Raw genomic sequence first — 20,804 nt, 5'->3', positions numbered from 1 at the left:
GGGTGTGCGGTGCCGTGGGCGCCGCGGGGGCGGCGTCCTGGCGAGGGGGGGTGCGGGTGGAGCGCGAGGGGCGCTACGTGGTGCGGGGCGTGCGGGTGGTGAAGCGCTGCTGGAGCAGGACGGCGGCGATGATGATCGCGCCCTTGACGACGGACTGGACCGAGGAGTCCAGGTTGTTCTGGACGAAGATGTTCGTCAGCGTCGCGAAGATCAGGACGCCGAGCACGGTGCCGACGATGGTGCCGCGACCCCCGGCCAGCAGGGTCCCGCCGACGACGACCGCGGCGATCGCGTCCAGCTCGTAGAGCGTGCCGTTGGTCGACGAGCCCGCACCGGTGCGGGCCAGCATCATCACGCCGGCGATGCCGGCGGTGAGGCCGCACAGCGCGTAGAGGTACATCGTGTGCCGCTTGACGGCGATGCCCGCGAGCCGGGCCGCCTCGGGGTTGCCGCCGACCGCGATGGTCCGGCGGCCGAACGTCGTGCGGTTGAGCAGGAACCAGCCCGCGACGGCGACGACCGCGAAGATCCAGACGATCTTCGGCACGCCGAGCAGGTCGCCCTTGAAGGTGCTCTCGAACGAGGACACGTTCACGAGCTGCGTGCGCCGGCCGGCGATCAGCTCGGCGAGCCCGCGCGCCGCGACCAGCATGGCCAGCGTCGCGATGAACCCGACCACCTTGCCGTACGCGATGAGCACGCCGTTGATGACGCCGGCGGCGAGCCCGACCGCGAGGGCGCAGCCGACCATGACGATCCAGCCGTACTGCTCGGCCATCGTCTGCGTAGCGACCGTGGTCGCCCACACCGAGGACAGCCCCAGCACCGACCCGACGGACAGGTCGATCCCGCCCGCCGTGATGACGAACGTCATGCCGATGCTGACGACGCCGATGATCGCCGCCGTGCTGACGATCACCGTCGCGTTGTCGAGGCTGGCGAACCGGCTGCCCGAGGTGATGGCGCCGACGACGCAGATCGCCGCGAGGGCGACCACGAGCCCGAGGATGCGGGCCGAGCCGCCGCTCGAGCCGCCGCGGCGCGCGCGCCCCGTGGACTCACGGGCGACCTTCTCCACCCGCGCCGACTCGTCGGCGGCGGGCGGCGGGGGCGCGGTGGGGGTGCCCGGGGGCTGGGCGGAGAGCTGGTGCTCGCTCACGCGGCACTTCCTTCCATGACGAGGTCGAGCACGGCGTGCTCGTCGATCTGGGCGGCGGGTCCCTGGTGGACGACCCGGCCGTCGGACACCACCAGCACGCGGTCGGACAGACCGAGCACCTCGGGGATCTCGCTGGACACCACGACCACCGCGGCGCCCGAGTCGGCGAGCCGGCGCACCAGGGCGTAGATCTCGGCGCGGGCGCCGACGTCCACGCCGCGGGTCGGCTCGTCCAGCAGCAGCACCCGGCAGCCGTGCACCAGCCAGCGAGCGAGCATCGCCTTCTGCTGGTTGCCGCCCGACAGGGTGCGGATCGCGCGGTCGACGCCGGTGGGGCGCAGGTCCAGCGCCTCCGCCTGCTCCCGCGCCACGGTCCGCTCGGCGCCCTCGTCGAGCACGCCGCCCTTCGCGAACCGGCCGAACGTCGACAGCGTGATGTTCCGGTAGACCGGCTCGTCGAGCAGCAGCCCCTGGGCCTTGCGCTCCTCGGGGGCCAGGCCGACGCCGGCCCGCACCGCGGCGGACACCGCGCCGGGCCGCAGCCGCTGGCCGGCCACCGTGACCGTGCCCGCGGTCGCGCGGCGCGCGCCGTAGACGGTCTCGATGATCTCCGAGCGTCCCGACCCGACCAGGCCCGCGAGCCCGACGATCTCGCCCGCGCGGACCTGGAAGCTCACGTCCGCGAACGACCCGCGCAGCGCGAGGCCCTGCACGTCGAGCACCACGCCCGCGTCGGGCGGCAGCTCGGTGCTCGGCGGGAAGACGTACTCGACGGTCCGCCCGGTCATCAGGCGGATCAGGTCGCCGGTCGGCGTCGTCGCGACCGGCAGGTCCCGCGCTACCGTGCGTCCGTCCTTGAGGACGGTGATCCGATCCCCGATCGCCCGGATCTCCTCCATGCGGTGCGAGATGTAGACGATCGCGACGCCCGCGGCGGTGAGCTCACGGGTCACGCGGAACAGGTTCTGCACCTCGTCGGAGTCGAGCACGGCGGACGGCTCGTCCATCACGATCACCCGGGCGTCGTGCGACAGCGCGCGGGCCATCGACACGATCTGCTGGGCGGCGGCGGGCAGCGACCCGACCTCGTGGTGCGGGGAGATCTCGGGGTGGCCGAGCCGGGCGAGGATCTCCCGGGTGCGGCGGCGCGCCTCGCGGCGGCGGGAGACGCCGGCCGTGGCGAGCTCGTGGCCGAGGAACACGTTCTCGGTGACCGTCAGGCCGGCCACGACGTCGAGCTCCTGGTACATCGTCGCGATGCCGAGCTTCAGCGCCGCGACGGGGTTCGGGATCGTCACGGCCTCGCCGTCGACGAGCACCGTGCCCTCGGTCGGCTGGTGGGCACCGGCGAGCACCTTGATGAGCGTCGACTTGCCGGCGCCGTTCTGGCCGAGCAGGCAGTGCACCTCGCCGGGCAGGACGTCGAGGTCGACGCCGTCGAGGGCGCGGGCTCCGGGGAACTGCTTGACGATGCCGCGCATCTGGAGCAGCGGCTGCTGCGGGGGGTCCACGTTGACCATGCGGCGAACCTAGGCGCCACTTCTGTCGGGCGTCAAGCATAAGTTGCTCCTGGTTTGTCCGAGTTACCGAACCGTGACCGCCACAAGTGGTGCGACTTTTCTGGTTCACTGTGCGCCATGCAGGACGTCGTCAGGCTCCCCCAGCGCCATGCGGGCGCCGGCGAGCTCTTCCAGCTGCTCCGCGACGGCAGGCCGCGCACCCGCGCCGACCTCGCCGCCGCGACCGGGCAGGCCCGCTCCACCATCGCCGCGCGCGTCGACGTGCTCATGGCCGCCGGGCTCGTCGCCCCCGCGGGCGAGGCGTCGTCCACCGGCGGCCGCCCACCCGCGACGTTCGCGTTCCGGCCGAGCGCCCGCGTCGTCCTCGCCGTCGACCTCGGGGCCTCCCACGCCCGGCTCGCCGTCACCGACCTCGCGTCCACCGTCCTCGCCGAAACCGAGGCGACGCTCGCCATCGCCGACGGGCCCGAGACCGTCCTCGCCTGGGTCGTCGAGCACGGCCGCGCCCTGGTCCTCGAGGCCGGGCGGGAGCCCGGCGACCTCGTCAGCGTCGGCGTGGGCCTGCCCGGTCCCGTCGAGCACTCCACCGGCCGGCCGATCAACCCGCCGATCATGCCCGCGTGGGACGACGTCGACGTCCGCGGCATCCTCGCGGCCGCCCTGCACGCCGAGGTCCAGGTCGACAACGACGTGAACCTCATGGCGCTCGGCGAGCACCGCACCGCGTGGCCCGACGTCGACGACATGCTGTTCGTCAAGATCGCCACCGGCATCGGCTCCGGGATCATCTCCGACGGCAGGCTGCGGCGCGGCGCCCAGGGCGCCGCCGGGGACATCGGCCACATCGCCGTCCCCGGCGCGCAGGACGTGCCGTGCCGGTGCGGCAACGTCGGCTGCCTCGAGGCCGTCGCCTCCGGACGCGCCCTCGCCGAGGGACTGCGCCGCGAGGGCCTGGAGGTCCGCGACGGCGCCGACGTCGTCGCCCTCGTGCGCTCCGGCGACCTCGCCGCCGGGCGTGCCGTCCGACAGGCGGGCCGCGAGCTCGGCGCCGTCCTGGCGGCCTGCGTCAGCCTGCTCAACCCCTCGCTCGTCGTGATCGGCGGCGTCGTCGCCGAGGCGGGCGAGCACCTCATCGCCGGCATCCGCGAGGTCGTCTACCAGCGGTCGCTGCCCCTCGCCACGCAGCACCTGCGGATCGTCACCTCCCAGGCCCGGTCGCAGGTCGGCATCCTCGGCGCCAGCGCCATGGCCGTCGACCACGTGCTGTCCCCCGGCGCGATCGACGGGCTGCTCGACTCGATGCTGGGGTCCGAGCGCACCTCCGGCGTCGGGTAGCGCTCCACGAGCGGGCACCGAGCCGTCCACAGGCGGGGTCGGCGCGCGTCGTCCCCAGATCGGCGCCGGCGGGCCGACGTGCGCGGCCCGGGCGCTCCTACCGTGCGGCGCATGAGCACACCCACGCAGCAGATCGACGCCCCCCGCTCCGACGGCCTCCGACGGCCTCGCCCTGCCCTGCCCGCGGCCGAGATCGCCGCCGCCCTCCGTGCCGCCGCGACCGGCCCCGAGCTCGTCGCCGCGCTCGACGCCGCCGTCGAGGCGACCGACCTCACCACCGCCTCCGCCGCGGAGCTCGCCGGCCTCTGGGTGGCCGCGGTGCGCACGGCGCTGTGGGCGGACCACCTCCAGGGCACCGTCCGCGCCGAGGTCGACGCCCGCATGCGGAGTCGCCGGCACGACAGCCGCTCCGACGAGGTCCGCTGGGAGGACCTGGTCGACGACGCCGAGGACGACCTCGTCGACGGCGCAGAGGACGACCGGGACGACGACACCGCCGACGACCTGCCCGACGGCGCCTGGGCGCAGTTGTGCGAGTGCTGCCGGTGAGCGACCGGTCGGTGGCCGGTCAGCCCTCTCAGGCGCCCGCCAGCACCGCTTCACACACCTCGAGCAGCCGCCGGCGCAGCTCCTGCGACCGCGCGGCGAACCCCCGCTGCAGCCGCACGTACTCCGCCTTCCCCTCGGCGGTCTCGATCGGCAGGGGGGCCAGCCCGTAGCCCGACACGTCGTACGGGGACGCCTGCATGTCGACCACCCGGATCTCCCGGGCGAGCGCGAACGCGTCGAGCAGCAGGTCGCCCGGCACGGCCGGCCCGAGCTTGAGCGCCCACTTGTACAGGTCCATGTTCGCGTGCAGGCACCCCGGTTGCTCCATCGCGACCTGGGTCTCCCGGCTCGGCTGGACGGTGTTGAGCGGGGTCGCGGGCGGCGTGAAGAACCGGAACGCGTCGATGTGCGTGCACCGGATCCGGTGCGACTCCACCACGGCGTCCGTCCCGGCCCCGCCGAGCCGCAGCGGCAGCCGGTGCCGGTGCTCGTCGTCGCCCTCGCGGTACACCATCGCCCACTCGTGCAGGCCGAAGCACCCCGTCGCCGCGGGGCGGGCCGCGGTGGCGCCGACGAGCGCGTGCACGTAGCCGACCGTGCTCCCCCGGTCGGCGAGGAACGCCGGGACGTCGAGCGCCACCGCACCCGCGTCGTCCACCCCGTACCAGCGCCAGCCCGCCTGCGGGCTGCCCGCGGCGTCGGCCAGCACCGTCCCGACCCCGGGGTGCCAGCGGCGCAGCTGCGCGGGCTTCGCCGGGTAGTACTCGAACAGGAAGTCCTCGATCGCGTGGCGCTCACCGGCCGCCCGGCGCGCGCGGTGGCCCGCGGTCAGGGCGTCGGCGCGCTCGGCGTGCGCGTCGGCGGCGGCCGTCCAGCTCGCGGCGTCGAGGACCCGCGGCCGACGGTCGCCCGCGTGCCCCGCCCCGCGCTCGACGCGGGCTCGGGTCGACGGTGCCGGGTCGGTGACGGTCATGACGTCCAGGGTAGGAGCCGCGCGCGCCGTACCCGACCGGCGTCACCCCCGACGACCACGGGCGCGCTCCGCACCGGGACGGCGAGCACCGCCAGGCACGCGACGACCAGCCCGACGCCCGCCCAGCCCGCTGCCGGCAGCTGCTCCCCCACCACGACGACGGCCAGCACCGCCGCGACCGCGGGCTCGAGCAGCGTGAGCGTCGTCGCGGTGCTCACCGCGACCCGGGCCAGCCCCCAGCCGAACAGCACGTAGCCGCAGAACATCGGGACCAGCGCCATGTAGGCCCCCACCGCGGCGTTCCCCGGCGAGTCCAGCAGCGGCGCGCCCGTCGCGGCGAGCACCGGCAGCAGCGCCAGGCCACCCACGCCGAACACGGCCCCCATCGCCGCCCGCGACGGCACCCCGCCGAGCATGAGCCGGTGGGCCACCCAGGAGTACAGCGCGTAGGTCGCCCCGGCGACGAGGCCGAGCAGCACGCCGGCCGCTGACTCCCCCGGCGTCCGTCCCGTGACGGCCCCCGAGCCGGCGTCGGCCAGCGCCGTCGCGCCGCAGATCAGCGCGATCCCCGCCAGCCCCACCGCGGCCGCGAGCAGCCACCGCCGGGACAGGGTCCGCCCGTCGACCACGCGCTCGACCAGCGCGGACGCGAGCGGCGCCGAGCCGAGCGACACCACGGTCCCGACGGCGACGCCCGCGAGGTGCATCGAGGAGTAGAACGCGAGCGGGTACACGGCGACGGCGAGCCCGCCGACGGACACCAGCCCGCGACGCCGCACCAGGACCGCGCGGTGCCGGCGCAGCAGCCGCCACGCGGTGCCCGCCTGGAGCAGGCCGCCGATCCCCATCGCGGCGGCGCCGATCGCGAGCGGCCCGACGTCCGGGGCGAGCGTCGCGGCCGTCCCCGTGGTCCCCCAGAGCACGGCGGCCGCGAGCACCGCCAGCACACCGGTCACGCGACGCCCAGCAGCTCGGCCACGAGCCCGCGGGCGTGCCGGATCCGCTGGTCGTCGCCCTCGAGCCCGGCGCGGACCATCGAGCCCTCCAGCAGGAACGCGAGGTGCTCGGCGAGCGACCCGACGCGCGCCGGGTCGTCGGGCAGCAGGTCGGCCAGGTGGTCGCGGACGATCTGCTCGACCTCCTCCTTGTGCCGCCGCACGACCGCGCGACCCGGGTCACCCGCAGGCAGCTCGGCGGCGGCGTTGAGCAGCCCGCAGCCGCGGAACCCCCGCACGTACTCGGCGTTCGCGTGGTCGGCGTAGGCGTCGAACACGGCGAGCACCCCGGCGCGGGGATCGTCCCCCGCGGCGGCGAGCCGGACCCGGTACAGGTCGAGCCACTCGGCGTGGCGCTCGACGAGGTACGCCGCGACGAGGTCGGCCTTGGACGCGAAGTTGTTGTAGAGGCTCATCTTCGCGACCCCGGCGTCGGCGGTGATCGTGTCGATGCCGGTGGCGGCGATCCCGTCGGCGTAGAACCGGACGGCCGCAGCCTCGAGCAGCCGGGCCCGGGCCGGACGTCGCGTGCTGCTCATCTGCTCCCCTGTCGATCGCCAGCAACTAGGTAGACCTGTCTACCTACCCGCGATCGTCACACGGCGTCGGCGTAGCTGTCCACCACCGACACGTCGAGCGCGAACTCCACCGGCGTCGCCCCGAACAGCAGCCGCCCCGCCTCGACGGCCGACTCCCGCACCGCCACCGCGACCTCGTCCGCGACCGACGACGGCGCGTGCACCATCACCTCGTCGTGCAGGAAGAACACCAGGTGCGGCCGCCCCGGGATCGCCAGCAGCCGGCGCCGCAGCACCGCCATCCAGCACAGCGCCCACTCCGCGGCCGTGCCCTGCACCACGAAGTTCCGGGTGAACCGCCCCCAGTCCCGCGAGCGGCGGCGGGCCTCGCGCGCGTCCTCGGGCGCAGCGCCCTCGGCCGAGGCCGCCTGCCGCTCGGCCAGCCAGGCCGCGCTCGGCAGCGGCGAGGACCGCCCGAGCCAGGTGGTCACCTGCTCGCCGCGCTCCCCGGCGCGGGCGGCCTCCTCGACCAGCGCGACGGCCCGCGGGTAGGCGCGCGCGAGCTGCGGCATCAGCACCGCGCTCGCCCCGGTCGTGGCGCCGTAGATCGCGCCGAGCATCGCGTACTTCGCCTGCTGCCGGTCGGCCACGATGCCGGCCGCGACGACCCCCGCGTACAGGTCGGCCTGCTGGCCCGCCGCCGCCATCGCCCCGTCCCCGGACATCGCGGCGAGCACCCGCGGCTCCAGCTGCGCGGCGTCCGCGACGACGAGCCGCCAGCCCGGGTCGGCGCGGACGGCGTCCCGGATCACCGCGGGCAGCTGCAGCGCGCCGCCGCCGCTGCTCGCCCACCGACCGGTGACGACGCCGCCGGGCACGTAGTCGGGCCGGAAGCGCCCCTCGTGCACCCAGCGGTCGAGCCACGCCCAGCCGTTCGCGGACAGCAGCCGCGCGAGCTTCTTGTACGCGAGCAGCGGCTCCCGCACGGGGTGGTCGAGCGCGCGGATCTCGGCGGTGCGGGTCGAGGCGACGTCGAGCCCGGCGGCCCGCAGCGCGCGCAGCAGCTCGGGCTGGGAGTCGGGGTTGAGCGTCGGCCGGTCCAGCGCGGCGGCGACCTGGGCGGCGAGGTCGGCGAGCCGCTCGGGCCGCTCGCTGCCGCGCGGGCGCGGCCCCATCAGACCGGTGAGCAGGGCGTCGTGCAGGTCGGGCCGGAACGGCATCCCGTCGTGCCGCATCTCCGCGGCGATCAGCGCGCCGGTCGACTCCGCCGCGAGCAGCAGCCGGAGCCGCCCGTCGTCGCCCGCCTCGGTCAGCGCCCGCAGCTGGCGGCGCAGCTCGGCCGGCACGTCCGGGACGTCGGCCGGTGCGGTCGCGGCACCCGGCAGGTCGTCGAACAGGCTCGGCACGTCCGGCTCGTGCGGCCCGCCCTCGACGCCCTCGGGTGCGCGGTCCCACGGTCCCGCGGGTCCCCGGGCCACGCCGCTGCCCGCGGACCGGGTGCTGCGGCGCAGGATCGTGTGGCACAGCCGCAGGTCGTGCGCGCGTTCCACCCGCACCCCGGCGGCGAGCAGGTCGGGGTACCAGCGTGCGGTGTCGTCCCAGACCCAGCGGGGCCGGTCGACCTCCCGCTCGGCCACCGCGGCGGGCAGGTCGACGCCCGCGACGCGCACCGGCGGGCCGACCTCCCCCGCCTCGGCGGCCGCGACGTCCGCGACGGCGCGCAGCACCGCGCCACCCGGTCGGTCCGGGTCGGCGGCGACGAGGACCAGCGGCACGCGGGCCATCATCCCAGCCGGGTCCGACACCCCGGCCCCGCACGTCCTACGCTGGGCCGATGACCGAGCAGGCGAGCACACCACCCCCGGGCCTCCCCGAGCAGGAGACGATCCTGCTCGCGGCGTTCGAGGGCTGGAACGACGCCGGGTCCGCGGCGAGCCAGGCGCTCGAGCACCTGCACGAGGTCTGGGGCGCCGAGCAGGTCGACGAGCTCGACCCGGAGGAGTACCACGACTTCCAGGTGAACCGCCCGGTCATCGGCGCGGGCGCGGACGGCCGGCGCGAGATCACCTGGCCGACGACCGCCGTGGCCGTCGCGACCGCACCCCGCACGGGCCGGAAGGTCGTGCTCGTGCACGGCATCGAGCCGTCGATGCGCTGGCGCCGGTACAGCGGCGAGCTGCTGGACATCGCCGAGGGACTCCGGGCGCGCACCGTCATCACGCTCGGCGCCCTGCTCGCGGACGTGCCGCACACCCGGCCCATCCCGGTGACGGCGACCAGCGAGGACGCCGACGTGCGCGCGGCGCTCGACGTCGAGGCGAACTCCTACGAGGGCCCGACGGGCATCGTCGGCGTGCTCCAGCACGAGGCCGCTGCGCGCGGCATGCGCACGGTCTCGCTGTGGGCCGCCGTCCCGCACTACGTCGCGCACCCGCCGTCGCCGAAGGCCACGCTCGCCCTGCTGCACCGGATCGAGGCCCTGACCGGGGAGCCGATCCCGATGGGCGACCTGCCCGAGGACGCGGCGGCGTGGCAGGACGGCGTCGACGAGCTCGCCGCCGAGGACTCCGAGATCGCCGAGTACGTCCACCAGCTCGAGGAGGCCAAGGACACCGCCGAGCTGCCCGAGGCGAGCGGCGAGGCGATCGCCCAGGAGTTCGAGCGCTACCTGCGCCGCCGGGACAAGGGCATCGGCGGCTGACCCGACCTGTGGCGGTCCTGTGCGGATCGCCGGGAGGGCGCGCGGACCGGGCACGGCGACCGTCGTCGCTGGCTAGCGTCACGGGCATGCCCACCCGCTCCGCGACGGCCCGGGTCGCCGGCCTGGTCCTGACCCTCGCCCTCGCGCTCGCCGCGTGCACCGCGACGCCGTCCGACCCGCACCGCGACGACGTGGCGCGCGTCGCCGCGGCGGTCGCGGCGCTGGACGGCGTCGTGGAGGTGACGGACGACCTCGGGCCGGTCGAGGCGACGTCGGACGAGGCGATGTCGGACGACCCCGCCGCGCGCCCGTGGAACGAGCTCGCGGTGCGCACCTCCACCCCGGACGCCTCGACCTTCGCCGAGGTCGCCGACGCGGTCGCCGACGAGCTCGCCGGGGCGACGCGCCTGACGGGCCGCGTGTGGCAGGACGCGGTGGCCGACGTCCCGGCCCTGGCCGTGCAGCTCACCGGCACCGGCACCGGCGACGTCGTCCGCACGCGGGTCGTGACCGACCTCGCGGCGGTCGCCGGGGTGACGGGGGTGCAGGTGACCCCGGACGCCGTGAGCGCGACCACCGCGACCGCGGCGGACCTGCCGGCCCTGGCCCGCGCGACCGCGACCCTCCGCACGACCTCGGTGCTGCTGTCGACCGCGGACCAGCGGTTCAGCAGCGCCGCCGACCCCCGCGTCCTGGATGCCCGGGTCGCCGCGCTCGTGGCCGACGTGGACGGCCGACCCGGCGTGACCTCGCAGTTCCTGGGCGACCAGGGCACCGGCGAGGCGTGGTTGCGCGTGCAGGTGCAGGGCGACGACACCGTCGAGCTCCTCGCGGCCGCCCTCGCGGCGACCCCCTGGCCGGCCGACGCGGGCGTCGTGCACGCCGTGGTCGCGTCGTCGTTCCGGGAGCACGGTGTCGTGGTCGGACGTCCCGAGGACCCGACGACCCCCGCGCCGGACCCCTCCGCACCCCCCTCGGCAGGCGACCCCACGGCGCCGTCGTGCCGGGGCGACGCCCTCGACGTGGCGAACGCCGGCGACGACGCCGCGCTCGGCCGGCGGTACCTGCTGCTGACCGCGACCAACGTCACCGGCACCGCGTGCGCCGTCGAGGGGCGGCCCGAGGTGGCGTTCCGCCGTGCGTCGGGCACGCCGGTCCCCGACGTCGAGACCGGCACCCCGAGCGGGACGCCCGCCCCGGCGCGCGTCGTCGTGCCGCCGGGTGGGGTGGTGCACGCGGAGCTGACCTGGCGGGCGATGTCGACGTCGCAGGACCCGGACGTCACCGTCGCGCTGCTGGTCACCGCCGTCCCGGGCGCCGACCCGGTCACGCTCGACACCCGCGAGGGCGGGCTGGACGTCCTCGCGGGCGCGGCGGTGGAGATCGGCGCCTGGGAGCCGGGCGCGGGCTGGTCGGACGCCCAGCCGTAGCCCGTGACCCGGTCGACGGATCGACGCCCCCACCGCACGGGGTCGTCGGAGGGTGGCGCCAGACCGGGGTCTGCTTCCTGACCTTCTCGGGCCCCCACCGAGGCAGCGACCCGACCCGAGTCGTGGCCTCACCGTCAGGTCGGCCACCCGCGGTCCACGGTAGCGCCGACCCCGACCCGGCGTCCCTCGCGCGCGTCGACCCGGTCACCCGGGGTCGGTGAACGACACCGGCTTCCCGTGGGCCCGCGCGTACGCGATCTCCCCGCGCATGGACTCGCCGACGTACCCGCCGGGGTTGACGACGAGCACCCGGTCGGCCCGGTCGATCCTGCGCAGGTGCTGCCGGCCGAGAGCCGCCCGCTGCTGCGCGTCGAGCGGCCCGGCCACCTCGCTCGGCGCGAGCACGACGGCGCCCGCGGCCGTCAGCTCGTGCGCGGCGGCACGCAGCTCCGCGGCGAACCGCAGCGACCCGCAGAGGCAGACGACCTCCGCCCGGTCGGGCACGGCTAGAGCCGGACGCCGAGCAGCGCGTTCACGGTGCGCGCGATCACGCCGGGTGCGCCTTCGTGCACCTCGGTGGCGTCCCCGGCGAGCGACGCGTCCGCCCAGGCGTCGACGGCCCGCAGCGCGCGCGGTGCGTCCAGGTCGTCCGCGAGGGCCGCCCGCACCTCGGCGAGGGTCGCGTCCGCGGCGGGCCCGCCGTTGCCGGACACGGACGCGCGCCACCGCTCCAGGCGGGCCCGGCCGGCGCGGAGCACGTCGTCGGTCCACTCCCAGTCGGTGGCGTAGTGGTGGTCGAGGATCGCCAGCCGCACGGCCATCGCGTCGACGCCGTCGGCACGCAGCCGGGAGACGAGCACGAGGTTGCCGAGCGACTTGCTCATCTTCTCGCCGTGCAGCCCCACCATGCCGGTGTGCACGTGGCTGCGCGCCCCGTGACCGGCGTCGAGCAGGCGGGCGTGCGAGGTGCTCATCTCGTGGTGCGGGAACCGCAGGTCGGAGCCGCCGCCCTGCACGTCGAACGGCAGGCCGATGCCGTCCCGGGCGATGACCGCGCACTCGATGTGCCAGCCCGGCCGGCCGTGGCCGAGGTCGCCGCCGTCCCACGAGGGCTCGCCCGGTCGCGCGGACCGCCAGAGCAGCGGGTCGAGCGGGTCCCGCTTGCCGGGCCGGGCGGGGTCGCCGCCGCGCTCGCCGAACAGCGCGAGCATCGCGTCCCGGTCCAGCCGGGCGACCTCGCCGAACGCCGGGTCGGCGGACACGTCGGCGTACACGTCCGCGGCCCCCTGGCCGTGCGCGTCCGGCGCGCCGACGACGTACGCGGTGCCGGACGCGACCATCGCCCGCACGGCAGCGACGACGTCGGGCACGGACTCGACGGCACCGGTGTAGACGTCGGGCGGCACGACGCCGAGCGCGGTCATGTCCTCGAGGTACAGCGCGGTCTGGTCGGCGGCGAGCTCGCGCCAGTCGACGCCGGTCGCCTCGGCGCGCTCGAGCAGCGGGTCGTCGACGTCCGTCACGTTCGAGGCGTACCGCACGCGCTTGCCCTCGTCGAGCCACGCCCGCACGAGCAGGTCGAACGCCACGTACGTCGCGGCGTGCCCCAGGTGGGTCGCGTCGTACGGCGTGATGCCGCAGACGTAGAGGGTGGCGTCGGGACCGGGGGCGGCGACGACCAGCTCGCCCGTCGAGGTGTCGCGGACGCGCACCGGTCCTCCCTGGCCGGGGAGCTGCGGGATCTGCGGGGCGGGCCAGGTGAGCACGACGTCGAGCGTAGTGGCCGCGCGGCCCGCATGAGCGCGGCGCCCGGGTGGTGTCCCGCACACCGCGGCGCGCCGCGGGGGTCCGGCGGGCCCGGCCCGGCGAGAATGCGTGCCGTGGAGAGCGCATGGGTGCAGGGCGGGGACGGCTGGACGGCCATCGACCCGGACGGGGTGCTCCCGCTGCTGGCGGCCCCCGAGCCGCCGGCCGCGTGGGTGCACGTCGACTCGGTGGACCTGCTGGCGGACGCCGCCCGGCAGGCGGGCGTCCCGGAGTCGGCCGTGCGGCGCGCGACGACGGGCGGCGTCGGCGACGACCCCCGGCACCCGCAGCTGCGCCGGCTGCCGGGCGGCGGCAAGTACCTGGTCAGCTCCACGCTCGTCTACGACGACACCACCCGGGACGTGCGCACGGGCACGTGGGCGACCCTGGTGGTCGACGAGGTGACCATCACCGCCGAGGAGGGCGACGCGCGCCTCCTCGACGAGGTGCTGGAGCACCTGCAGGACGCCGACCACCTGCCGCCCGACCGCGGCAGCCACGTGTTCGCGGCCACGCTTGCCGCCCTCGTGCACCGCGCGGGCGTCGTCGAGCAGGGCATCGGGGAGGCGGTCGCGGACGTGGAGCGGGTGGTGTTCACCCCCGACGTCGCCGACCCCGCCGAGGTGGTCTACGACCTCAAGCGCGAGATCGCGGAGGCGCGCCGCGGCCTGGTGCCGCTGCTGGCGGCGTTCCCCGAGCTCGTCGCGGAGCAGGAGGACAGCGAGCGGGAGACCCGCACGATGCGCTGGATGCGCCGCCTCGACACGGCGCTGAGCAAGGTCGACCGGCACCTCGACTCCCACGACTCCCTGCTGGGCGACATGCTCGCGGTGCACCTGTCGCGCGTCTCGGTGCAGCAGAACGAGGACATGCGCAAGATCTCCGCGTGGGCGGCGATCATCGCCGTGCCGACGCTGGTCGCCGGGATCTACGGGATGAACTTCGACCACATGCCCGAGCTGCACTGGCTGCTGGGCTACCCCGCGGCGCTGGTGCTCATGGGCGCGGCCGCCGGGACGCTCTACCGGCTGTTCCGGCGCTCCCGCTGGCTCTGACGACCCGCGCGGCTCACGCCCCGGCGAGCGGGTGCAGCACGCCGACGACGAGCAGCAGCGCGACGACCACGGCCAGGCCGATCCGGTAGAGCACGAACGGCCGGTACGAGTACGTCGAGACGATCTTCAGGAACCCGATGATCACGACGTACCCGACGACGAACGCCACCAGGGTCGCGACGAGCGTCACGCCGACGGCGGGGGTCCCGGCCTCGCCGAACGTGCCCACGCTCTTGGCCGCCTGGTAGACGCCCGAGCCGAGCACGGCGGGGATCGCCAGCAGGAACGAGTACCGCGCCGCGGCCTCGCGGGTGTAGCCCATCAGCAGGCCGGCGGTGATGGTGCCCCCGGAGCGCGAGACGCCCGGGATCAGGGCCATCGCCTGCGCGAGCCCGAAGAGCACGGCGTGCCGCGGGGTGAGCTCGGTGAGCACGCGCTCCTTGCGGCCGCGCCGGTCGGCCCAGTCGAGCACGAGCGCGAAGCCGGCGAGGGTGAGCACGATCAGCCAGAGGTTGCGGAACGGCTGCTCGATCGCGTCCTGGAACAGCAGGCCGAGCACGACGATCGGCACCGAGCCGAGCGCGATGAACCACGCCATCTGCGCGTCGGGGTCCCGCTCGCCGCCGACCGGGGCGCCCGTCCGGGACCGCCAGTCGGTGCCGAGGTCGCCGCGGACCGCGCGCCACCAGTGCACGCAGATCCGCGCGATGTCCCGCCGGAAGTAGAGCAGCACCGCGGTCTCGGTGCCGATCTGGGTGATCGCGGTGAACGCCGCGCCGGGGTCGCCGGAGCCGATCAGCTCGCCGACGATCCGCAGGTGGGCGCTCGACGACACGGGCAGGAACTCGGTGAGCCCCTGCACCAGGCCGAGGACGATCGCCTCGAGGACGTTCATGCTCGGGTGCCGATCTCGGACGGGAGGTTCGCGCGCGCTGCCACGAGGCGCCACCCTAGCGGCTGCACCTGCCCGGCAGGCAGCGGGGGCGCCGGACGCCTGCGACCGTCACCCGGCACCGGCGATACCCTCGCTGCATGCACACGCGCCAGCTCGGACGGACCGGCCTGCGGGTCTCCCACCTCGGACTCGGGACGCTGACCTGGAGCAGGGACACCGACGAGCACGACGCCGCGGAGCAGCTGCGCGACTTCGCCGACGCGGGCGGCACGCTCGTCGACACGTCGGCGTCGTACGCGGACGGCGGCGCCGAGGAGCTGCTGGGCTCGCTGCTGGGCCGCGTCGTTCCGCGCGACGAGGTCGTGCTGTGCACCAAGGCGGGCGTGCGGCGCACCCCGGCCGGCGGGGTGGTCGACGCCTCCCGCGGGGCGCTGCTGGACACCCTCGACGCGTCGCTGCGCCGGCTGGGCACCGACCACGTGGACCTCTGGCTGGTGCAGACGCCCGACCCCCGCACGCCCCTGGCGGAGACGGTCACCGCGCTGCGTCGCGCCGTCGACTCGGGTCGCGCCCGGTACGTGGGCCTGTCGAACCACGCCGGCTGGCAGGTCGCGCGCGCGGCGACGCTGCTCGGCGAGGACCCGGGGCTGACCGCCGTGGAGGCGGAGTACTCGCTGCTGCAGCGCGGCATCGAGCGCGAGGTGCTGCCCGCCGCGGAGGACCTCGGCGTCGGCGTGCTCGCCTGGTCGCCCCTGGGCCGCGGCGTGCTCACCGGCAAGTACCGCCGGACCGTCCCCGCCGACTCGCGGGCGGCGTCCCCGCACCTCGCCGGGTTCGTCGAGCCGTACCTCGGCTCGGTGGCGGCCGCCGTGGTCGAGGCCGTGGTGATCGCCGCGAAGGGCCTGGACCGGGCGCCGCTCGAGGTCGCGCTCGCGTGGCTGCGGGGCCGCACCCAGGTCGCCTCCGCGATCGTCGGGGCGCGCACCCCCGCGCAGCTGCGCGACTCGCTGGCCTCCGAGGAGGTCGAGCTGCCGCCGGAGATCGTGCGCGCGCTCGACGAGGTCAGCGCGCCGGAGCTCGGCTACCCCGAGCGCCGCTGACCCCGACGGCCGGCGCGCACCGCCGAGGGCCGGGCACCGCCCGCTCAGGCGCGGGGGGCGTCGTCCTCGTCGTCGAACGACCCCTCGGCCAGCTCGTCCGCGTCGTACTCGTCGTCGTCGTGGGCGTCGTCCTCGTCGTCGTGCTCGTCGTCGTCCTCCTCGTCCGCGAGGTAGAACGGCGTCGCCTCGCCGTGCACGGCCACGAGGGACTCGTCGTACACCTCGAACGCGTCGGCGAGCACGTCGTACGCGTCGTCGACGGCCGGGTCGTCCTCGCGGCCGGAGGCCACGGCGGAGAAGTGCGCCTCGAGAGCGGCGATGAAGCGGTCCAGGGCCGCGCGCGGGTCGATTGCCATGCGATGACCGTAGCGCCGCACCAGGCACAATGGCACCACGATCGACCGGAAGGCGGTGGCATGGCACGCAGCGACCTCGACGCAGGGCACCGCGGCACCCCCAGCGGGGTGCGGGAGTACGAGTACCGCGTCCTCACGATCCCCCGGAGCACGAGCCGGCACGACGCCCGCCGGCTGCTCACCGACCAGGCCGAGTACGGCCGGTGGGAGCTCGCCCGCACGCTGCTCTACACGGGCGGCGAGCGGAAGGTGTGGCTGCGCCGCCGGATCATCCGGGTGCGCTCCACCCTGAACGACCTCGGCGCCTGACGGGCCACGGCGGGCTGCTGCCCCGCGCGGCCGACCTGGTCAGGCCTCCCGCAGCAGCCCGTCGAGCACCCGCACGCCGAACCGCAGCGAGTCGGCGGGCACGCGCTCGTCGACGCCGTGGAACAGCGCGGTGAAGTCGAGGTCCGCGGGCAGGCGCAGCGGCGCGAACCCGTAGCCGGCGATGCCGAGCCGGGCGAGCGACTTGTTGTCGGTGCCCGCCGAGAGCATGTAGGGCAGCACCAGGGCCTCGGGGTCCTGCGCCCGGAGCACGTCGGTCATCGTGTCGACGAGCGCGCCGGTCGCGGGCACCTCGAGGCCGATGTCCAGGTGCTCCGGCTCGACGCGCACGTTCGGGCCGGCGAGCTCGCGGACCTTCGCGAGCACGGCCTCGTGGTCGCCAGGCAGGGGGCGGACGTCGACGGTCGCGGTCGCGCGCCCGGGGATGACGTTGGTCTTGTAGCCCGCGTGCAGCTGCGTCGGGTTCGCGAGCGTGCGGATGGACGAGCCGACGAACCGCCGGGCCGGGCCGAGCGCGCCGATCAGCCGGTCGATGGCCAGCGGGTCGTCGACGTCGAGGGGCAGGCAGGTCAGGTCCGCGACGCCCTCCAGCAGCGCGAGGACCGTCGGGGTGAGCCGGGTGTCCCACTGGTACGCGCCGATCCGCGCGACCGCGCCGGCGAGCTCGGTGACGGCGTTGTCCGCGTTGACCGCGGACCCGTGCCCGGCGGTGCCGTCGGCGATCAGCCGGAGCCAGGCGATGCCCTTCTCGGCGGTCTGCAGCAGGTACGCGCGCCGCCCGTTCACGTCCACGGAGAAGCCGCCGACCTCGGACACGGCCTCGGTGGCGCCCTCGAACAGGTCGGGCCGCTCGTCCACCAGGTGCCGGGCGCCGAACTTCCCGCCGGCCTCCTCGTCCGCGAACATGGCGACGACGACGTCCCGGGCGGGCTTGCGGCCCTCGCGGACCATCTGGCGGACGACCGCCAGGATCATCGCGTCCATGCCCTTCATGTCGACCGCGCCGCGGCCCCAGACCATGCCGTCGAACTCCTCGCCGGCGAAGGGGTCGACCTTCCAGTCCTTCGCCTCGGCGGGCACGACGTCGGTGTGGCCGTGCAGCACCAGAGCGGGGCGGCTGCGGTCGGTGCCCTCCAGCCGGACGACGACGTTCGCGCGGCCCGGCGCGGACTCGATGAGCTCGGGCTCCAGGCCGACCTCGTGCAGCAGCGCGGCGACGTGCTCGGCCGCGGCGCGCTCCCCCGGCCCGGAGCCGTCGCCGTAGTTCGAGGTGTCGATCCGGATGAGCTCCTGCGCGAGCCGGACGACCTCGTTCTCGGCCGCCGAGGTGTCGTGCGGGTCGGCGGACGGGCTGGTGGGTGCGGAGGTCATGCGCTCCACCGTACCGGCGTCACCGGGGGTCGGACGCCCCCGGTGACGCCGGTCCGGTCAGGACGCGGTGCCGCCCGTGAGCCCGCGGCGGGCCAGCAGCGGGGCGATCTCCGGGTCGCGGCCGCGCAGGTCGCGGAACGCGTCCATCGGGTCCACCGAGCCGCCGCGGGACAGCAGCCGGGCCCGGAACGCGTCGCCGTTCGCGCGGGACAGGCCGCCGTTCTCCTCGAACCAGGTCACGGTGTCCGCGTCCAGCACCTCGGACCAGATGTACGAGTAGTACCCGGCCGAGTAGCCGCCGCCGAACACGTGGTTGAAGTACGTCGTCCGGTACCGCGGCGGCACCGGGGCGAACGCCACGCCCGCGGCCTCGAGCGCCGCGGCCTCGAAGGCCTCGACCTGCTCGACGTCGGTGGGCACGTCCTGCGGCGCGAGCCGGTACCAGGCCTGGTCGAGCAGCGCGGCGCCGAGGTACTCGGTGGTGGCGAAGCCCTCGCCGTCCTGACGGGCGGCGAGCATGGTCTCGACCCACTCGGCGGGCATCGGCTCGCCCGTGCGGTGGTGCACCGCGTACGACCGCAGCACCGCCGGGTCCCACGCCCACATCTCGTTGACCTGCGAGGGGTACTCGACGAAGTCGCGGGGCACCTCGGTGCCGGACTGCGACGGGTACCGCACGGCGGAGAACAGTCCGTGCAGCGCGTGGCCGAACTCGTGGAACAGGGTGATGACCTCGTCCCAGGTGAGCAGGGTGGGCTCCCCCGCCGGCGGCTTCGGGATGTTGAGGTTGTTCACCACGACCGGGGCCTCGCCGAGCATCGTGGACTGGTCGACGAGGTTGTTCATCCAGGCGCCGCCGCGCTTGGAGTCGCGCGTCCAGAAGTCGCCGAGGAACAGCCCGAGCCCGGTGCCGTCGGCGTCGAGCACCTCGAACACCCGCACGTCGGGGTGGTAGCCCACCAGGTCCGCGCGCTCGGTGAACGTGAGGCCGTAGAGCTCGCCGGCGGCACGGAACACGCCGTCGCGCAGCACCCGGTCCAGCTCGAGGTAGGGCCGCAGCAGGGCGTCGTCGAGGGAGCGGCGCTCCTTCTTGACCTGCTCGGCGTAGTAGGCCCAGTCCCAGGCCTCGAGGGTCGCGCCCGGGACGTCGCGGCGCAGCGCGGCCTCGAGGTCGGCGGCCTCGGCGCGGGCGTTCGCCACGGCGGCGGGCGCGAGCCGGGCCAGCATCTCGGCGACGGCCTCGGGGGTCTTCGCGGTCGCGTCCTGCGCGACGTACGCGGCGTGGTGCGGGTAGCCGAGCAGCTGGGCGCGCTCGGCGCGCAGCCGGGCGAGCGCGAGCAGGGTGGCGCGGGTGTCGTGCGCGCCGCCCCGGCCGCCGCGCCGCACGGACGCGGTGTGCAGGCGCTCGCGCAGCCCGCGGTCGCGCAGCGAGGACAGCGCGGGCTGCTGCGTGGGCAGGACGAGGTCGATCAGCCACGCACCCGCGTGGCCGCGGCGGCTCGCGGCCTCGGCGGCGGCGGCGCGGGCGTCCTCGGGCAGGCCGTCGAGCTCGGCGGCGTCGGTGACGAGCACCGCGGAGTCGTTCGTCTCGGCGAGCAGCAAGCGACCGAACACGGTCTCGAGGCGGGTGATCTCGGCGTTCAGCTCGCGCAGCCGGTCCTGGGCGGCGTCGTCGAGGCGCACGCCGGCGCGGACGAACGCGGTGTGCTGGCGGTGCAGCAGCCACGCGGTGTCGGGCTCGAGGACGAGGTCGCCCGCCTCGGCCGCGACGTGCAGCGCCTCGACCCGGGCGAACAGCCGCCGGTCGAGGTAGATGGCGTCGTGGTGCGCGGCGAGCAGCGGCGCGACCTCCTCCTCCAGGGCCTCCAGGCCCGGGGTGGAGTCCGACGACGACTGGTTGAAGAACACGGTGGCGGCGCGGTGCAGCAGCCGGCCGGACCGCTCGAGGGCGTCGAGTGTGTTCGCGACCGTCGCGGGCTCCGGGTCCGCGGCGATCGCCTCGACCTCCGCACGCTGCTCGGCCATGCCCGCCAGCAGCGCGGGCCGGTAGTGCGCCTCGGTGACGCGCGTGAAGTCGGGCAGGCCGTAGGGCAGGGCGGACGGTGCGGCGAACGGGTTGCCCGCGTCGAGGGAGGAGGTCATCGGCCCATCATCTCCGACGCCACCGACATGCCGGGACGGACCGGCAGGTCCAGCACGCCGGTCCACTCGTCGCGCGGGGTCCCCCGGTGGTCCGCGGGCGTGACCTCGACGGCGACCCGGAACCCCGCGCGCTCGGCGACGCGCCGCGAGGGCTCGTTGCCGACGAACGCGCGCCAGGTCAGCCGTCCGACGCAGAGCCGGTCCGACGCGGCGGCGACGACCAGCGCCACGGCGCGGGACATCAGCCCCCGTCCGCGCGCCTCGGGCGCCAGCCAGTAGCCGAGCTCCCACGCCCCGTCGTCGCGCGACGCGATGCCGACCATGCCCACGAGGACGTCGTCACCCACCGTGCGGACGGCCCAGTTGAGCTGGCTGCCGTCCTCCCAGCCGCCGCGCACCATGCCGGTGAGGAACCCCTCGGCGTCCGCCCGGACGTACGGGCTCGGCACGGTGGTCCACTCCTGGATGGCGGGGTCCTGGCACAGCGCGGTGACGCGGTCGACGTCCTGGGCGCCGGGGGCGCGCAGCAGCACGACGCCGTCGGTCAGCTCGAAGGTCTGCATCGGTCCACC

General features: G+C 75.8%; 20 protein-coding genes. 7 read left to right on the top strand and 13 right to left on the bottom strand.

Annotated features, from left to right (window positions below; genetic code table 11):
• Positions 1-73 precede the first annotated feature (73 nt).
• Together ACFVXN_RS05075 and ACFVXN_RS05070 are read right to left on the bottom strand one after the other, a co-directional pair.
• Complete coding sequence (locus tag ACFVXN_RS05075) at positions 74-1,159, bottom strand: ABC transporter permease (RefSeq protein WP_389228300.1); 1,086 nt, start codon at positions 1,157-1,159, stop codon at positions 74-76.
• Complete coding sequence (locus tag ACFVXN_RS05070) at positions 1,156-2,679, bottom strand: sugar ABC transporter ATP-binding protein (RefSeq protein WP_389228297.1); 1,524 nt, start codon at positions 2,677-2,679, stop codon at positions 1,156-1,158. The genes ACFVXN_RS05075 and ACFVXN_RS05070 overlap by 4 nt, the downstream gene beginning before the upstream one ends.
• A gap of 117 nt (positions 2,680-2,796) precedes the next feature.
• Here ACFVXN_RS05070 and ACFVXN_RS05065 point away from each other — a divergent pair, with 117 nt between their 5' ends.
• The gene (locus tag ACFVXN_RS05065) at positions 2,797-4,014 is read left to right on the top strand and encodes an ROK family protein (protein ID WP_389228294.1); all 1,218 of its coding nucleotides are present in this window, start codon (positions 2,797-2,799) and stop codon (positions 4,012-4,014) included.
• Positions 4,015-4,125: 111 nt separating this feature from the next.
• Positions 4,126-4,563 (top strand): hypothetical protein, encoded by a 438-nt coding sequence (locus ACFVXN_RS05060; protein WP_389228291.1) that lies wholly within the window; start codon positions 4,126-4,128, stop codon positions 4,561-4,563.
• Between the two features lie 28 nt (positions 4,564-4,591).
• Here the strand turns inward: ACFVXN_RS05060 and ACFVXN_RS05055 are convergent, their stop codons facing one another.
• Genes ACFVXN_RS05055 through ACFVXN_RS05040 form a run of 4 tightly spaced genes read right to left on the bottom strand, consistent with a single transcriptional unit; the run spans position 4,592 to position 8,833 of the window.
• Positions 4,592-5,536 (bottom strand): 3-methyladenine DNA glycosylase, encoded by a 945-nt coding sequence (locus ACFVXN_RS05055; RefSeq protein ID WP_389228288.1) that lies wholly within the window; start codon positions 5,534-5,536, stop codon positions 4,592-4,594.
• Complete coding sequence (locus ACFVXN_RS05050) at positions 5,533-6,492, bottom strand: DMT family transporter (protein WP_389228285.1); 960 nt, start codon at positions 6,490-6,492, stop codon at positions 5,533-5,535. The genes ACFVXN_RS05055 and ACFVXN_RS05050 overlap by 4 nt, the downstream gene beginning before the upstream one ends.
• Positions 6,489-7,070: a TetR/AcrR family transcriptional regulator gene (locus ACFVXN_RS05045; RefSeq protein ID WP_389228282.1), complete on the bottom strand. Its 582-nt coding sequence runs from the start codon at positions 7,068-7,070 to the stop codon at positions 6,489-6,491. Before ACFVXN_RS05045 ends, ACFVXN_RS05050 begins: the two co-directional genes overlap by 4 nt.
• 56 nt (positions 7,071-7,126) lie before the next feature.
• On the bottom strand, positions 7,127-8,833 hold the full coding sequence (locus tag ACFVXN_RS05040) for a bifunctional 3'-5' exonuclease/DNA polymerase (RefSeq protein ID WP_389230470.1): 1,707 nt from the start codon (positions 8,831-8,833) through the stop codon (positions 7,127-7,129).
• A gap of 50 nt (positions 8,834-8,883) precedes the next feature.
• Between ACFVXN_RS05040 and ACFVXN_RS05035 the strand changes: the two genes are divergently transcribed.
• Positions 8,884-9,750, top strand: coding sequence for a PAC2 family protein (locus tag ACFVXN_RS05035; RefSeq protein WP_389228279.1), 867 nt, complete (start codon positions 8,884-8,886; stop codon positions 9,748-9,750).
• A gap of 86 nt (positions 9,751-9,836) precedes the next feature.
• A complete protein-coding gene (locus ACFVXN_RS05030) occupies positions 9,837-11,180 on the top strand; it encodes a DUF4232 domain-containing protein (protein ID WP_389228276.1) in 1,344 nt (447 codons plus the stop codon).
• Positions 11,181-11,384: 204 nt separating this feature from the next.
• Here the strand turns inward: ACFVXN_RS05030 and ACFVXN_RS05025 are convergent, their stop codons facing one another.
• Positions 11,385-11,684: a hypothetical protein gene (locus ACFVXN_RS05025; protein ID WP_389228274.1), complete on the bottom strand. Its 300-nt coding sequence runs from the start codon at positions 11,682-11,684 to the stop codon at positions 11,385-11,387.
• 2 nt (positions 11,685-11,686) lie between these two features.
• Entirely contained in the window at positions 11,687-12,946 is a 1,260-nt protein-coding gene (gene mshC / locus ACFVXN_RS05020; protein ID WP_389228271.1) for a cysteine--1-D-myo-inosityl 2-amino-2-deoxy-alpha-D-glucopyranoside ligase, read from the bottom strand.
• A 114-nt stretch (positions 12,947-13,060) separates the two neighbouring features.
• On the opposite strand from mshC, the gene ACFVXN_RS05015 reads away from it, so the two are divergent.
• The gene (locus ACFVXN_RS05015; protein ID WP_389228268.1) at positions 13,061-14,041 is read left to right on the top strand and encodes a CorA family divalent cation transporter; all 981 of its coding nucleotides are present in this window, start codon (positions 13,061-13,063) and stop codon (positions 14,039-14,041) included.
• Positions 14,042-14,054: 13 nt separating this feature from the next.
• On the opposite strand, the gene ACFVXN_RS05010 is transcribed toward ACFVXN_RS05015, so the two are convergent.
• Positions 14,055-14,936, bottom strand: a complete 882-nt coding sequence (locus ACFVXN_RS05010; protein ID WP_389228265.1) for an undecaprenyl-diphosphate phosphatase — start codon at positions 14,934-14,936, stop codon at positions 14,055-14,057.
• Between the two features lie 137 nt (positions 14,937-15,073).
• On the opposite strand from ACFVXN_RS05010, the gene ACFVXN_RS05005 reads away from it, so the two are divergent.
• Positions 15,074-16,036: an aldo/keto reductase gene (locus ACFVXN_RS05005; RefSeq protein WP_389228262.1), complete on the top strand. Its 963-nt coding sequence runs from the start codon at positions 15,074-15,076 to the stop codon at positions 16,034-16,036.
• Between the two features lie 44 nt (positions 16,037-16,080).
• Here the strand turns inward: ACFVXN_RS05005 and ACFVXN_RS05000 are convergent, their stop codons facing one another.
• Positions 16,081-16,392 (bottom strand): primosomal protein, encoded by a 312-nt coding sequence (locus ACFVXN_RS05000; protein ID WP_389228259.1) that lies wholly within the window; start codon positions 16,390-16,392, stop codon positions 16,081-16,083.
• A gap of 60 nt (positions 16,393-16,452) precedes the next feature.
• On the opposite strand from ACFVXN_RS05000, the gene ACFVXN_RS04995 reads away from it, so the two are divergent.
• Entirely contained in the window at positions 16,453-16,701 is a 249-nt protein-coding gene (locus tag ACFVXN_RS04995; RefSeq protein WP_389228256.1) for a DUF5703 family protein, read from the top strand.
• A gap of 39 nt (positions 16,702-16,740) precedes the next feature.
• On the opposite strand, the gene ACFVXN_RS04990 is transcribed toward ACFVXN_RS04995, so the two are convergent.
• The 3 genes from ACFVXN_RS04990 to ACFVXN_RS04980 are packed head-to-tail and all read right to left on the bottom strand — an operon-like array spanning position 16,741 to position 20,795.
• The gene (locus tag ACFVXN_RS04990; RefSeq protein ID WP_389228253.1) at positions 16,741-18,090 is read right to left on the bottom strand and encodes a M20/M25/M40 family metallo-hydrolase; all 1,350 of its coding nucleotides are present in this window, start codon (positions 18,088-18,090) and stop codon (positions 16,741-16,743) included.
• Positions 18,091-18,147: 57 nt separating this feature from the next.
• Complete coding sequence (locus tag ACFVXN_RS04985) at positions 18,148-20,232, bottom strand: M3 family metallopeptidase (protein WP_389228250.1); 2,085 nt, start codon at positions 20,230-20,232, stop codon at positions 18,148-18,150.
• Positions 20,229-20,795, bottom strand: a complete 567-nt coding sequence (locus ACFVXN_RS04980) for a GNAT family N-acetyltransferase (protein ID WP_389228247.1) — start codon at positions 20,793-20,795, stop codon at positions 20,229-20,231. Before ACFVXN_RS04980 ends, ACFVXN_RS04985 begins: the two co-directional genes overlap by 4 nt.
• Between the last annotated feature and the right edge of the window lie 9 nt (positions 20,796-20,804).

This window comes from Cellulomonas sp. NPDC058312, from assembly GCF_042880135.1.
Taxonomy (GTDB): Bacteria; Actinomycetota; Actinomycetes; order Actinomycetales; family Cellulomonadaceae; genus Cellulomonas.
This window is presented reverse-complemented; position numbering and strand designations above follow the sequence as displayed.

Bases quoted from the DNA above. Each gene is read 5' to 3' on its own strand.
- ACFVXN_RS05070 (WP_389228297.1), bottom strand. From the start codon at position 2,679: ATGGTCAACGTGGACCCCCCGCAGCAGCCGCTGCTCCAGATGCGCGGC.
- ACFVXN_RS05065 (WP_389228294.1), top strand. From the start codon at position 2,797: ATGCAGGACGTCGTCAGGCTCCCCCAGCGCCATGCGGGCGCCGGCGAG.
- ACFVXN_RS05060 (WP_389228291.1), top strand. From the start codon at position 4,126: ATGAGCACACCCACGCAGCAGATCGACGCCCCCCGCTCCGACGGCCTC.
- ACFVXN_RS05055 (WP_389228288.1), bottom strand. From the start codon at position 5,536: ATGACCGTCACCGACCCGGCACCGTCGACCCGAGCCCGCGTCGAGCGC.
- ACFVXN_RS05045 (WP_389228282.1), bottom strand. From the start codon at position 7,070: ATGAGCAGCACGCGACGTCCGGCCCGGGCCCGGCTGCTCGAGGCTGCG.
- ACFVXN_RS05040 (WP_389230470.1), bottom strand. From the start codon at position 8,833: ATGGCCCGCGTGCCGCTGGTCCTCGTCGCCGCCGACCCGGACCGACCG.
- ACFVXN_RS05035 (WP_389228279.1), top strand. From the start codon at position 8,884: ATGACCGAGCAGGCGAGCACACCACCCCCGGGCCTCCCCGAGCAGGAG.
- ACFVXN_RS05030 (WP_389228276.1), top strand. From the start codon at position 9,837: ATGCCCACCCGCTCCGCGACGGCCCGGGTCGCCGGCCTGGTCCTGACC.
- ACFVXN_RS05010 (WP_389228265.1), bottom strand. From the start codon at position 14,936: ATGAACGTCCTCGAGGCGATCGTCCTCGGCCTGGTGCAGGGGCTCACC.
- ACFVXN_RS05005 (WP_389228262.1), top strand. From the start codon at position 15,074: ATGCACACGCGCCAGCTCGGACGGACCGGCCTGCGGGTCTCCCACCTC.
- ACFVXN_RS05000 (WP_389228259.1), bottom strand. From the start codon at position 16,392: ATGGCAATCGACCCGCGCGCGGCCCTGGACCGCTTCATCGCCGCTCTC.
- ACFVXN_RS04995 (WP_389228256.1), top strand. From the start codon at position 16,453: ATGGCACGCAGCGACCTCGACGCAGGGCACCGCGGCACCCCCAGCGGG.
- ACFVXN_RS04990 (WP_389228253.1), bottom strand. From the start codon at position 18,090: ATGACCTCCGCACCCACCAGCCCGTCCGCCGACCCGCACGACACCTCG.
- ACFVXN_RS04985 (WP_389228250.1), bottom strand. From the start codon at position 20,232: ATGACCTCCTCCCTCGACGCGGGCAACCCGTTCGCCGCACCGTCCGCC.
- ACFVXN_RS04980 (WP_389228247.1), bottom strand. From the start codon at position 20,795: ATGCAGACCTTCGAGCTGACCGACGGCGTCGTGCTGCTGCGCGCCCCC.